Origin of the sequence: Anaerostipes amylophilus, from assembly GCF_025567365.1 — a bacterium.
Classification (GTDB): domain Bacteria; phylum Bacillota; class Clostridia; order Lachnospirales; family Lachnospiraceae; genus Anaerostipes; species Anaerostipes amylophilus.
This window is the reverse complement of record NZ_JAOQJG010000002.1, coordinates 166,457-179,110: the sequence shown is the minus strand read 5'-3', so window position 1 is coordinate 179,110 and position 12,654 is coordinate 166,457. Positions and strand designations below refer to the sequence as shown.

Sequence of the window (12,654 nt, the reverse complement as noted above, 5' to 3'; positions counted from 1 at the left end):
CGATTTGTTCAAAATATGAGCAAAATTCCACCGCTGCGCTTTCGGTTGCTTATTTATTTTTTCTCATATACTGAAAGACTTCAGTTGGCCAATTATAAAATTAAAATTCTAAGCATTTTCAAACTGGCTATTATAAAGATCTGCATAGAATCCACCCTTAGCCAGCAGTTCTTCATGATTTCCCTGTTCCACGATGTCTCCATGGTTCATAACTAAAATCACATCGGCATCTTTGATCGTAGATAATCGATGTGCAATTACGAAACTTGTTCTTCCTTGCATCAGATTATCCATTGCCATCTGGATTCGTTCTTCAGTTCTTGTATCGACAGAACTTGTTGCTTCATCTAGGATCAGGATCTTTGGATCTGCTAAGATTGCTCTTGCGATCGTTAATAACTGTTTCTGTCCCTGAGAAATGTTGTTGCTTTCTTCGTTGATCTCCATATCATAGCCTCCTGGCTGTGTTTCAATGAAGTGGTGGGCGAATGCGGCTCTTGCTGCTCCCTGGATTTCTTCTTCGCTTGCATCTAATTTTCCATAACCGATATTATCACGGATGCTTGCGTTGTAAAGCCATGTATCCTGTAATACCATACCAAACATCTCTCTTAAGTCACTTCTCTTAAACTCTCTGATATCATGACCATCGACTTTAATGCATCCACCATTGACATCGTAGAAACGCATCAGAAGTTTGATCAATGTTGTCTTTCCGGCTCCGGTTGGCCCTACGATGGCTACTTTCTGACCTTCTTTAACATTGACAGAGAAGTCGTTGATAATTGTCTGGTCTTCATTGTATCCGAAGTTTACATGTTCAAATGTAACATTTCCAGCAAGTGTATCGACTGGTACAACATCTTTTTCTACTTCAACTTCTTCCTCTTCTTCTAAGAATTCAAAGACACGTTCTGCGGAAGCTGCGGTTGTCTGCATCATGTTACCAACCTGTGCTAACTGTGTGATCGGCTGGCTGAAGTTTCTTACGTACTGTAAGAAGGACTGAATCTGTCCAACTTCGATTGTTTTCTTGATGGCTAAGTATCCACCTAAGATAGATACTGCTACATATCCTAAGTTACCGACAAACTGCATCAATGGCATCATAGCTCCTGAGAAGAACTGTGATTTCCATGCAGAATTATAAAGTTTTCCATTGATATCTTTAAATTCTTCAATGACACTTTCTTCTTTGTTAAATGCTTTGACAATGTTATGTCCACTGTAGATTTCTTCTACCTGTCCATTTAATTCTCCAAGGTGTTTCTGCTGAGCCTTGAAGTATGGCTGGGATTTGGACATGATAAGTCCGATCAGTCCCATGGATAATGGCAGTGTCAGTAAGACGGCGATCGTCATTGGAATACTGATTCGGATCATCATAATAAATACACCGACGATCTGTGTCGCAGATGTGATGATCTGTGTCATACTCTGGTTTAAACTCTGTCCTAGGGTATCAACGTCATTTGTAACTCGTGATAAGACTTCACCATAAGTTCTGCTCTCAAAATATTTCATTGGCATGCGGTGGATCTTTTCTGAGATATCTTTTCTCATCTGATAGCTGACATTGTTTGACACATGTGTCATGATCAGTCCCTGAATAAATGAAAATACTGCACTGGCTACATATAGGCATAATAAAAATGCTAAGATATGTGCTACCTTTGTAAAATCAATTCCGCTTCCACCAGATACTTTACGGATCAATCCATCAAAAATCTCAGTTGTTGCATCTCCTAAGATCGTTGGTCCGACAATGTTAAATACGGTACTTGCGATCGCAAAAATGATAACCATAACGATTGGAAGATAAAAACGTCTCATATATTTGATCAGTTTGATCATCGTTCCTTTTAAGTCTTTTGCCTTCTCACCTGGTGCCATTCCTCTGCGACCACCCATTGGACCTCTTCTTCTCATGCTGTTGTTATTACTCATGGTCAGACACCTCCCTTGCTTTCTTAAGATCATCTTCAGACAGCTGTGATTTTGCGATCTGCTGATAAACTGGACAAGTCTTTAATAATTCTTCATGCGTTCCTTTTCCAACGATATTTCCTTCATCTAAAACGATGATCTGGTCTGCATGAAGGATTGTACTGATACGCTGTGCAACGATCAATGTTGTACTTCCATGTGTTTCTGCCTGCAGAGCTGCACGAAGTTTTACATCCGTTTTATAGTCAAGTGCTGAGAAACTATCATCGAAAATATAGATTTCAGGATCTTTTGCAACGGCTCTGGCGATGGATAATCGCTGTTTCTGTCCACCAGATACATTAGAACCACCCTGTGCGATTGGTGAATCATACTGTTCTTCTTTTTCTTCAATGAAATCGGTTGCCTGTGCGATTCTTGCTGCTCGCTTGACTTCTTCCATTGTCGCATCTTCTTTTCCATATTTTAAGTTGGATTCGATCGTTCCTGAGAACAGAACCCCTTTCTGTGGTACATATCCGATCTTTTCGCACAGATCATGCTGTTTTACATCACGGATATCCACACCATCAACTAAAATACTTCCGCGGCTGACATCAAAGAATCTTGGAATTAAGTTGATCAGTGTTGATTTACCACTACCTGTACTTCCGATAAATGCAGTCGTCTTACCAGCTGGTGCCGTGAAACTGATATTGTGAAGGACTGCTTCATCTGCATCTGGATAGCAGAAATATACATTTTTAAATTCAACTTCACCTTTTTTCTCTGGTAAAAATTCTTTTGGCTCTTCTGGATCTTTGATCATAACTTCCATGTCTAGGATCTCATTGACACGCTCAGCTGCAACCTGTGCACGAGGCATCATGATAGATACCATGGAAATAAATAAGAATGCCATAATGATCTGCATTGCATACTGGATAAATGCCATCAAGTCACCAACCTGCATTTTACCAGCATCAATATTGGAAGCTCCGACATATACGATCAGAACAGTTAATCCATTCATGATCAACATCATTATTGGCATCATAAATGTCATGGCTCTGTTAACAAATAAGTTTGTCTTCATCAGATCCATATTTGCTTTGTCAAAACGTTCTTCTTCGTGTTTTTCTGTACTAAATGCACGGATAACAGAAAGTCCCGTTAAAATTTCTCTTGTTACTAAGTTTAAGCGGTCGATCAGTTTCTGTAAGATCTTAAATTTCGGCATCGCTACCTTAAATAATATAAAGATCACTAACATGATCGCAATGACACCAACGGCGATCGTCCATGTCATCTTGGCATTGGTTGTCAATACTTTAAAGATACCACCGATTCCCATTAATGGTGCATAGACAACGATACGGAATACCATCGTCATAAACAACTGAATCTGCTGAATATCATTTGTACTTCTTGTGATCAGAGATGCTGTTGAGAATCTGTCAAACTCAGAGTTTGTAAATGACATGACTTTCTCAAATACTTTTTCTCTTAATACACGACTTAGTTTCGCTGCCAAACGTGCAGATAGCAATGTAACACTGACTGCTGCTACCATGATCAGCAATGCAAGTCCTACCATCTTTGCACCTGTGACTAACAGATAATGTGTCTGCATCTGATCAATATCAAGCCCGATTGCTTTATATTCATTGGTTACAAAGGAAATCGCAGCCTGACTGATGATCGTATCTGGCATATCTTTGATATTCATCTTCTTCATCTGCGCCATCATTTTCTTCTGGCTCTTGCTCATAGATGCTGCTGCCTGAGGGTTCGCCTCTATCTGTTTTGCCATCTGTGCTGACAGATTCAGCATTGCTTTTGACATACTCTTATCAAGATGTTCTCTGTCTTTTTTAGAGATATATCTTCTGACATATAAACGTCCATCTTTGTAATCTTTATATTTTGAATCTTTGACCTGATCCTTTGTATAAAGTTTATAGGCATCCTCCATATCATCGGCATCATCTTGTTTCATAAGAGATTTCAGTGCCAGAAATGTTTCTTCTCTCATCACATCAGGAACCGCATCTTCAATCCCTTTTTGCTGAATACCGACATTGACGATATTGGATGTAAATGTTGGCAGTGTCAGATCACAACTTGCCTGCACAACCAGAAATAATACGATCGCAATGACCGGTACATATGCTTTCTTTAAATATCGGAATAATTTAAGCATCTGATCTTTCCTTTCTTTCCTTTCTTTCTTTTTTTAATATCTCTGTCTGTTCATCCAGACAATCACAGAATTTATTTAGTAGACGGTCAAGTTCTTCCTGCTCCTCTTTTGTAAAATACTCTTGAAGTTTCTGCTGTATCATAGCAAATCTCTTGTGACAGTCTTCACTGATACTTTTTCCTTTCTCAGTGAAATAAATCCTGCTTTTTCTTGAATCTTTTTCGTCTTGTTTCTTCTCTATATATCCATTCTTTTCCATTCGTCCAATCATTACATTTAACGTAGATGGTTTGATCTGCATCTTCTCTGCCAGTTCCTTCTGTGTACATCCTTCACATTTACTTAAATGGATGATCAGTGGCATCTGTCTTGGATGAAGATTTTTTTCTTTGAGAAGTTCAAAGCCGTAAATCGCACTCTTGTGATTTACTTTACCGATCAAACTATAAATCCCCTCACACTTTCTCATGTATGCTCCTTTCTTTGCTTTTTTATTTTTAATTAGATAACTAATAATTAGACAACTAATTGAAATAATAGCACCTTGTATACAAAAGGTCAACTTTTTTTTATCAGATTCTTCTATAAGAAAAAAAGAACCCTTCAGCTATTGTATTAGCTAAAAGGCTCTTTTATCTCATTTAAATACTGAAATACTTCACGATTTCAACGAATTAAGCGTTTCTTCCACAGCATTTTTTATATTTTTTACCGCTTCCGCATGGGCATGGATCGTTTCTTCCGATCTTCTTTCCTTTTACAACGGTTGTTGAATTTCTAGATTCTTTGTACAGTTCTTTTCTTCTTTCTTCTGTAAGAATGTCATCCCATTCTTTTAAGTTGTAAAGCCATTCTGCACGGCATCCAACCATGTTGTAGTATAATTTCTCGAAGTCGATATCTAAGCTTACCTGTGTATTTTCATCCATCTCTTCGATTGGGTTTGCTTCTTTTAAGCTGTCGTTGATTCCATCTAAGAATCCTACGAACATCTGTAATTCTGTCTCGTATTTATCTGCTAATTCTTTGACTGTTCCAGATACCACTGTATCTTTGTCAGCTAATAATTTCTCGTAGATTCCTTTTTCAATGTTGAAGTAATTTAACCAGAACTGCTGTCCTTCTGCTGTTCTATCGTCAAATTTATATGCGTAATCACGCCATTCCTGTAATAAAGCCATGTTCATTCCATCCTTTTCTTTTTAAAATGTTATTTTCCTTTGATACTATAACAAATCTTTTGCTTTTTTTCAACAATACTGGACAATTTTATCCATCAAGATCAGATCATAGCTATGCTCCTTGCTCTTTTTAAAAATTTCGACTGCTTCTTTTCCATCTTTGGCTTCTGTGACGATCATATTTTCATCTTGCAAAATGAACTTGGCAATTTCTCTGTTTAGCTCATTATCTTCTATAATAACTTGATATCATTCATCAGCTTTTGCACGTCTATAACTTCTTCATGCAGTACAACTTCTTCAATAAAGTGGTCCATTCTTTATGATTTTAAAAAAAATCCCCCATTCTACGCCATTGTAGAGTGGGGGAATACTTAAGGGGAGGATAAGTATTTCTTTATCCAGTTTCTTTATCAACTGGATATTCCTATTATGTCCTCTCTTTTGCTTCTTATACATTTCTTTTATAATTTTTTTCTTTCAAAACACTCAAATATATGCTAGGATACCTCATAGGTATACATAATTACGAAAGGATATCATCATGCAGAAGCAAAAACGTATGAAGCAGATCACAGCAATCCTGCTGATCATTATATTACTTGCCATTGTCGGATCTACCATCTTCTTTGCAGTGACTGGAAGCCAGTTGTTCTGGATATCGCTGTTTTTGATGTTTTTCTTTCCGATCTTTTTATGGGCAATGTCATTTTTATATAAATGGAGCAAGAATAAGAACGAGTAAAAGAATCCCTGTCACCTTAAGTTTTAGGTGACAGGGATTCTTTTTATTTTCTAATTCTTTCTAAATATTCTTTGATATTCTTTTCATATCCATTTTCGGTTGGTTCATAAAATGTGGTTCCTAGAAGTTCATCTGGAAGATACTGTTGTTTTACATAATGATCTGGGTAATCGTGTGCATATTTATATCCGATTCCATGTCCTAGCTTTGCTGCTCCTTTATAGTGGGCATCTCGTAAATGATTTGGAACTGCTCCAATCTTGTGATTTCTGACAGATTCTAAGGCATGATCAACTGCCATATAGGCTGCATTACTCTTTGGTGCACTGGCTACATAGGTCACTGCCTGTGCAAGAATGATCCTTGCTTCTGGCATTCCGATCCGTTCGACTGCCTGTGAGGCTGCAACTGCTACCTGCAGTGCCTGTGGATCCGCATTTCCAACATCCTCGGATGCACAGATCATCACTCGTCTTGCAATAAATGTCACACTTTCTCCAGCATCGATCATTCTTGCCAGATAGTAAACTGCTGCGTCTGGATCTGATCCTCGCATACTTTTGATAAATGCAGAAATCACATCGTAGTGATTGTCTCCGTCTTTATCATATTTTGTCACTCTCCGCTGGATACATTCCTGTGCGACATCGATATCAATGTGAATCTTTCCATCTTCAGCTGGCTCTGTTGTTAAGATTCCAAGTTCGATCGCATTCAAGGCACTTCTTGCATCTCCTTCTGCCATATCAGAAAGAAAATCCAGTGCATCATCCGTGATCGTTGCACCGTAAATTCCCATTCCTTTTTCATCATCGGTGATGGCTCTTAAAATTAATTTCTTAATATCTTCTTTATCTAGTGAATGCAGTTCAAATACATTCGATCTTGAGATCAACGCCTGATTGACTTCAAAATACGGATTCTCTGTCGTTGCTCCGATCAAAATGATCGTTCCATCTTCAACAAATGGCAGCAGATAATCTTGCTGTGCTTTATTAAATCTGTGGATCTCATCGATAAACAGAATTGTCTTCTTCTGATACATTCCAAGTGATTCTTTCGCATTTTTCACTGCTTCCTGCATATCTTTCTTTCCAGATGTTGTTGCATTCATCTGCACAAAATTGGCCTTTGTTGTATTGGCAATGACTTTAGCTAAAGTTGTCTTTCCTGTGCCCGGTGGTCCATAGAAAATAATGGAACTAATCTTGTCTGCTTTGATGGCTCTATATAATAATTTATCTTTTCCAATGATATGTTCCTGTCCAACCACTTCATCAAGAGTTGTCGGTCTCATTCTCCCTGCTAATGGGGATTCTTTATCTTTATTTAATTCTCTTGCATATTCAAATAAATCCATAGTTTTCCTCCAGATTTTATCTTAGCACAGGGTATTTAGAAAATCTATCAATTGTTAATAGTTTTTTTATAAATAGGTCATGATTTTATCATATTCCTCTGATATAATAAGAGAAGTTAATAACAAAGCACGGGTTAGGAGTTATCATGAAAAATACAGCAATTGAAAAACTTTCTTATACCGAAGTTACGAAGAATATCAGCCAGGCTGAATATGACCAGACACAGGAAGAATACATCCTGTCCAAATCTCCTGATAAATATATGATCAGTCTTCCGGTCAAGGTATTAATGTTTGAAGGAGCAGAGGACAGTTCCCCATTTACATATTATTTTTATATGGAAAATGACGAGGATCTTTATCTGATGCAGAGAAAACGAAACGGATCAGTCGTTGATAAGACAAAAATTCCTCTGACAAAGGAACAGGGACAGAAGATTTTGGATGGCGATTATCAGTTTTTATTAGACAGTGATGAACCGTTACTTAATTCTCTTTATTTCCAGTTTACGGTAAATCAGCTGCATCCTTTATATAAGAAAGAGTGCACAAGAAAGATTTTTCATCAGAATCGGTTCTTAGATGAGATTGTGGATATTCATATTGTTCGAACACCTTTTGAAGAAGATAAAGACTTCTTTGCTACACATGATAAGATGCTTAAAGGTGGAACTAAGAATAATCTTAGGAGAAATACGAGACAGTATTTGAATATGTCAAAACCTATGGCAGATTTGTTGAATTATCAGAATTCATTAGTATAATATTTATAAAAATAATATCATTCTCAGAATTTATATTTCCTCGAATGATATTATTTTTTATTATGAAGCCTTAAAATTAAATACAGGCTTCATCACTTCCACCACATTTACTGACTCTCTGACCACATCAATAATATCTTCCAAAGATTTATAAGCCATCGGTGCTTCATCTAGTGTCTGTTCATTAACTGATGTTGTGTAAATTCCTTTCATGGATTCTTTATATGCTTGCATATCTAACTGATCTTTTGCCTTCGTTCTTGACATTAATCTGCCTGCACCATGTGGTGCTGAATCATTCCATTCTTTGTTTCCTTTTCCGATTGCCAGAATGGAACCATCTCTCATATTGACTGGAATCAGTAATTTTTCCCCTTTATGTGCTGCAATTGCGCCTTTTCTCAAAATCATCTCTTCTGTGTCGATGTAATTGTGAATTGTGTGGAAGGATTCTTCCGCTGTCATTCCTGTTCTTTCTAAAATGATCTCTGCCATTTTTTCTCTGTTCCTTTTTGCAAATGACTGACAGATTTCTACATCATGTAAATAATCTTCTAAAAATTCTCCATATAACCAGCAGAGATCTTCTGGAATGCTTAAAACTTTTGTTTTATAGCTTTTCTTTAATTCCTTTAATGCTTCTTGTATCTCTTTTCTTCGCCCTGATGCCTTATAAGTTTTTATGATTTCATCTCTTTTGGCAAAATATTCCTCTTTTCCCATGTGAAGATCTACTGCCAGCTGCTGATAATATTCTGCCACCTGTTTTCCCAAATTACGGCTGCCTGAATGGATAACTAAATAATATGTTCCATCTGATGCCTGATCGATCTCAATAAAATGATTTCCACCGCCAAGTGTTCCAAGGGATCGTTCCAATCTTTTTGTATTGTTTAGATTTCTTCTGCATCGTAATTGTTCAAGATTAAGTCGTTCTTCTCTGCCTTCCCATACATTCTTTCCAGAAGGAATATAATGACATGCTTCATCTATTTTTTCGAAATCTAATTCTTTCTCTTTTAATTTCACTGTATACATTCCACATCCAATATCAACTCCGACAACATTTGGACATGCTTTATCAATGACAGTCATTGTTGTTCCAATCGTACATCCAGCTCCTGCATGGACATCCGGCATAATACGGATTTTGCTGTTTCTTGTCAGTTCATAGTCGCACATCGTCCTAATCTGCTCGATAGCTTCTTCTTCAATTACTTTTGCGTAACAGATTGCTGTATTTACTTTTCCTTTGATTTCTAACATATTTCTCATTCCTTTCTTTTTTTCTTTATTCTATCTGGAAATATGTTTCTTATCATGGAAAAAAAGTTGCGAACTTTTTTGTTTTCTTAAACGTTCCTTGATTAAATTTACAAAATGATCTGGCTGTACAACTTTGAACATGGGACCAAAAGATAAAATACGAATTACCATCTCTGTCTCATCATCTTTATCATAATCAATGGTAATCTGATATTGGTTTCTCTCAATTCTTTCTGCTTTCTTTGGAAAATGTGCAAAGTGTAACAGGGCTCTTTCTAAAGCATTTCTTTCATCTTTAAGTTCAAAGATGACTCTTCTTTTCCTTGGTGGAATTCTATGTATCAACTCTGCATTTTCACTTATTTCTGCACGTTCACAGCTTATAATCCTTCCAAGATTCACTGTTCCACCTAATCTGCTTCCAAATCCTGCGACACGGAATTTATCATCTTTTTCGGAATATTCAAGATATTTCGGCAAAATCTTCATTGATACTTTTTGGCCTTTATGATTATATGTAGTAATTTCTAACGGGTATTGATTCTTAATCGCGTCAAGGATCATTCTGAAATTTCTAATATAAACTTTATCTGTATAATCATCTCCATCTTGATATTGGTCAAAGATATAGAAATCATCTAGAGTAAATAATGGTTCTATCTCTGGAAAGTCTATTTCTTTCAGATCATCTTGAAATAAATGAATTCTTGGATCTTGGCAGATGGATTTTAACCATCGTTTTTGAATTGTTGTAAGTGGCATGGATGGATGATCCTTTAGAACCGTTGTTCCATCTGACCTAATCAACTGCCATTTTTGTTCTCTTAGTGCTGGTTCTATGCTTAGTACACTTTCTGAAAATGCATATTTCTCTATAATCTTACATATCTCATCTTTCTTTAATGGATGATCTAATGCTACCTCCAGAATTTTGGCAACTGTCTGATAATACACACTGTAAATTTCATGAAATATCATTGTACTTCACCACCTTCCAGATCATATAGTTCATACATTTTTTGAATATCTCTTTTAAACTGGGTTTCCAAAATCTTGTTTGAAAAATGAATTTCTGTGATCCTGCATAGAAAAGTCCTGATCCATGGCACTAGTTCACTTGCATCGTATACTTCTGCATAAAAACGGCTTGTATGATCATCAATCTTTTTGACTTTTCCGCATCTCTTTTCCCGTTCCAGTCTTTGATGGATATATGGTTCATTTTCTTCATAATGAACTGTAAACTCTACAGTCTCCATCCTCTCTCCTGACCTTGAAGTTGTGCTGACACCCCATATGTGTTTCTTCATGTGTTTCAATTTTTTTCTTAATTCTTGAAAATCTTTATCTTCTTTTTCTATTTTTACTGATATTATACGATCTAGTCTGAAAGATGAAATTCGTTTAAACTGTTGGCTGTACGCCATCAAGTACTGTCTGCCACTTTGTACGCTGATGAAAATTTGTAATGGAATTACTTTCATTTTTGTCTTATTGCCTGTCCTTTTTTGAAGCATTTGAATTGTCACACTGCTTTTCTTCTGCATTGCTTCGAATAACTGACACATCACATCACTATCCATCGTTCCTGTGATGTAGTGATGTTTAAATGCAAATTTTCCTTTATGTTTTAGCTGCTGGTCCAGCAAAAATGAACCTATCACCCCGCATGGTACTATTTCTGAGAAATAATCTAAAATATCTATATTCCCTTTATAAATTTGATCTGATTTCTTATAATATAATGTTTTTCCACATTTTTCAGTTTCTATGATTCCCTCGTTCACATATTCTCTTAATTTCTTGCGGATTGTTGACTCATCAAATACTTTTGGACTTTCAAATACAGAAAGATATTGATCTACTTGCTTTGTAATCTCATGAATGGAAAGACTTTCTTTTGCTGATTCTAAAATATCCATTATGATAAAATGGAACGTGATATCACCATCAGTAAAACTCTTTATCTTCCATGCCTGATACAATGGATTATGTTCTGTGATCCGACTGTCGATGGATAAAAAGACATTTTTCCCATTTTCTGTTTGGTGAAATTGTATATAATTTCCTAGGATACTTTCTATGCGGCGGCGTTCATTATCATAAGATCTTGGGCTTTTTCTTGTGTATTCTTCTCGTTTTTTGAAACCATAGACATAGAATTCCCGCATATAGCTACGGATACGGTTGAAGTTTTTGATCAATTCTTTGTATGCCATGGTTTCACCTCGTTTACACTTTTCTGTTCAACTCTTCATAGCTGTCAAGTACCGTTACTGAAAACTTATAAAAAGTTATAAACCTTTATGTTTCATTCCTACTTCAACGAGTATGCTTTTGTAACGAATCAATTCATGTACTACTCACAAGTTCCTGTACTCTCCATAGGCGTTAATTCCTGACTAACGTATCAGTACATATCGCTAAATCTTTAATCCCTAAATCAATCCCTATCCCATCATTGGAGGAAACACTAACAGAGTCTTCGTATTCAATGCCTACTGTGATCCACCAGTTGATTCCATCATATCTAATACGGGGATTACTATAGTTACAATCCGTAGGTATCCGATTCTTTTTTGCAAGTCTGATCCAGTTTATCTTTTGCTTATTCTTCTTTTTGCTCAGATTTTATAGCATCGTTAATTAATTTTTGTGATTCAGTAATGCAACCAATTACCATGGCTAATTCGGATGATATATTTTTTCTTTGTATATATCAGTGATTTTATCATATTTTTCATCAAAAATAAATCTGCTAATATTGAATATTGTGTTGACATCGTCGTTGTGAAATTTTAAATATTCGCTTTTACGAAGTTCAATTAAGTTAAATTTATAATCCGAAATTAAAGGTTTAAAAGTATCTGGGATTTCTAGCATATCAATTAGGGAATGAGGACCGTCCCATGGATTTTCCCCATAGTAAATACATATTGTAAGAACGCTGTGTAATCGATCCGTTTTCTTCATTGTGATCATACTAGCAAAAGCAAGAATAAATGTCAATATATGTAAAATAAGATAAGCATAAATAATGAAACAAAAAAGAAGATATGAGCTGCCGAGAGCGATAGCAGATTATTTCTTAACAGATAATTATTGAGTGTTAACACAGAATTCGTCTGATAAGTTCTAAATCATTGGAAAAGTAGTAGAGGAAACATCCAAAACAAAATTTCAATATCTTAAGAACAAATTAAACGAAT

12 protein-coding genes are annotated in these 12,654 nt (G+C 36.1%); 2 read left to right on the top strand and 10 right to left on the bottom strand.

The annotated features are described in order from the left end of the window. Window positions 1-108: 108 nt before the first annotated feature. The 5 genes from OCV53_RS03375 to OCV53_RS03355 form a co-directional block, all read right to left on the bottom strand. A complete protein-coding gene (locus tag OCV53_RS03375; protein WP_055196575.1) occupies window positions 109-1,947 on the bottom strand; it encodes an ABC transporter ATP-binding protein in 1,839 nt (612 codons plus the stop codon). Next, a complete protein-coding gene (locus tag OCV53_RS03370) occupies window positions 1,940-4,129 on the bottom strand; it encodes an ABC transporter ATP-binding protein (protein ID WP_055196574.1) in 2,190 nt (729 codons plus the stop codon). The genes OCV53_RS03375 and OCV53_RS03370 overlap by 8 nt, the downstream gene beginning before the upstream one ends. Continuing rightward, window positions 4,122-4,598 carry a MarR family winged helix-turn-helix transcriptional regulator gene (locus OCV53_RS03365; RefSeq protein WP_022374646.1) on the bottom strand — a complete coding sequence of 159 codons (477 nt, stop codon included), beginning with the start codon at window positions 4,596-4,598 and terminating at the stop codon, window positions 4,122-4,124. The genes OCV53_RS03370 and OCV53_RS03365 overlap by 8 nt, the downstream gene beginning before the upstream one ends. A 205-nt stretch (window positions 4,599-4,803) precedes the next feature. After that, on the bottom strand, window positions 4,804-5,310 hold the full coding sequence (locus tag OCV53_RS03360) for an SEC-C metal-binding domain-containing protein (RefSeq protein ID WP_022374647.1): 507 nt from the start codon (window positions 5,308-5,310) through the stop codon (window positions 4,804-4,806). A gap of 69 nt (window positions 5,311-5,379) precedes the next feature. After that, entirely contained in the window at window positions 5,380-5,547 is a 168-nt protein-coding gene (locus OCV53_RS03355; RefSeq protein ID WP_262568404.1) for a response regulator, read from the bottom strand. 307 nt (window positions 5,548-5,854) lie between these two features. Between OCV53_RS03355 and OCV53_RS03350 the strand changes: the two genes are divergently transcribed. Next, a complete protein-coding gene (locus OCV53_RS03350; RefSeq protein WP_055196573.1) occupies window positions 5,855-6,055 on the top strand; it encodes a hypothetical protein in 201 nt (66 codons plus the stop codon). Between the two features lie 43 nt (window positions 6,056-6,098). On the opposite strand, the gene OCV53_RS03345 is transcribed toward OCV53_RS03350, so the two are convergent. Continuing rightward, window positions 6,099-7,415: a replication-associated recombination protein A gene (locus tag OCV53_RS03345; protein ID WP_055196572.1), complete on the bottom strand. Its 1,317-nt coding sequence runs from the start codon at window positions 7,413-7,415 to the stop codon at window positions 6,099-6,101. A gap of 146 nt (window positions 7,416-7,561) precedes the next feature. Between OCV53_RS03345 and OCV53_RS03340 the strand changes: the two genes are divergently transcribed. Continuing rightward, window positions 7,562-8,179, top strand: coding sequence for a hypothetical protein (locus tag OCV53_RS03340; protein ID WP_022374649.1), 618 nt, complete (start codon window positions 7,562-7,564; stop codon window positions 8,177-8,179). A 60-nt stretch (window positions 8,180-8,239) separates the two neighbouring features. Here OCV53_RS03340 and OCV53_RS03335 read toward each other — a convergent pair whose 3' ends face one another. From OCV53_RS03335 to OCV53_RS12400, 4 genes are all read right to left on the bottom strand, one after another. After that, window positions 8,240-9,445 carry an RtcB family protein gene (locus OCV53_RS03335; RefSeq protein WP_055196571.1) on the bottom strand — a complete coding sequence of 402 codons (1,206 nt, stop codon included), beginning with the start codon at window positions 9,443-9,445 and terminating at the stop codon, window positions 8,240-8,242. A 30-nt stretch (window positions 9,446-9,475) separates the two neighbouring features. Next, on the bottom strand, window positions 9,476-10,423 hold the full coding sequence (locus OCV53_RS03330) for a WYL domain-containing protein (protein WP_055196570.1): 948 nt from the start codon (window positions 10,421-10,423) through the stop codon (window positions 9,476-9,478). After that, the gene (locus OCV53_RS03325; RefSeq protein ID WP_022374652.1) at window positions 10,420-11,664 is read right to left on the bottom strand and encodes a helix-turn-helix transcriptional regulator; all 1,245 of its coding nucleotides are present in this window, start codon (window positions 11,662-11,664) and stop codon (window positions 10,420-10,422) included. Before OCV53_RS03325 ends, OCV53_RS03330 begins: the two co-directional genes overlap by 4 nt. Window positions 11,665-12,130: 466 nt before the next feature. Then, window positions 12,131-12,418 (bottom strand): Rpn family recombination-promoting nuclease/putative transposase, encoded by a 288-nt coding sequence (locus OCV53_RS12400; protein WP_242852099.1) that lies wholly within the window; start codon window positions 12,416-12,418, stop codon window positions 12,131-12,133. Between the last annotated feature and the right edge of the window lie 236 nt (window positions 12,419-12,654).

Excerpts from the sequence above, each read along its gene's own strand:
- OCV53_RS03375 (WP_055196575.1), bottom strand. The coding sequence starts at position 1,947 with ATGAGTAATAACAACAGCATGAGAAGAAGAGGTCCAATGGGTGGTCGC.
- OCV53_RS03370 (WP_055196574.1), bottom strand. The coding sequence starts at position 4,129 with ATGCTTAAATTATTCCGATATTTAAAGAAAGCATATGTACCGGTCATT.
- OCV53_RS03365 (WP_022374646.1), bottom strand. The coding sequence starts at position 4,598 with ATGAGAAAGTGTGAGGGGATTTATAGTTTGATCGGTAAAGTAAATCAC.
- OCV53_RS03360 (WP_022374647.1), bottom strand. The coding sequence starts at position 5,310 with ATGGCTTTATTACAGGAATGGCGTGATTACGCATATAAATTTGACGAT.
- OCV53_RS03350 (WP_055196573.1), top strand. The coding sequence starts at position 5,855 with ATGCAGAAGCAAAAACGTATGAAGCAGATCACAGCAATCCTGCTGATC.
- OCV53_RS03345 (WP_055196572.1), bottom strand. The coding sequence starts at position 7,415 with ATGGATTTATTTGAATATGCAAGAGAATTAAATAAAGATAAAGAATCC.
- OCV53_RS03340 (WP_022374649.1), top strand. The coding sequence starts at position 7,562 with ATGAAAAATACAGCAATTGAAAAACTTTCTTATACCGAAGTTACGAAG.
- OCV53_RS03335 (WP_055196571.1), bottom strand. The coding sequence starts at position 9,445 with ATGTTAGAAATCAAAGGAAAAGTAAATACAGCAATCTGTTACGCAAAA.
- OCV53_RS03330 (WP_055196570.1), bottom strand. The coding sequence starts at position 10,423 with ATGATATTTCATGAAATTTACAGTGTGTATTATCAGACAGTTGCCAAA.
- OCV53_RS03325 (WP_022374652.1), bottom strand. The coding sequence starts at position 11,664 with ATGGCATACAAAGAATTGATCAAAAACTTCAACCGTATCCGTAGCTAT.
- OCV53_RS12400 (WP_242852099.1), bottom strand. The coding sequence starts at position 12,418 with ATGAAGAAAACGGATCGATTACACAGCGTTCTTACAATATGTATTTAC.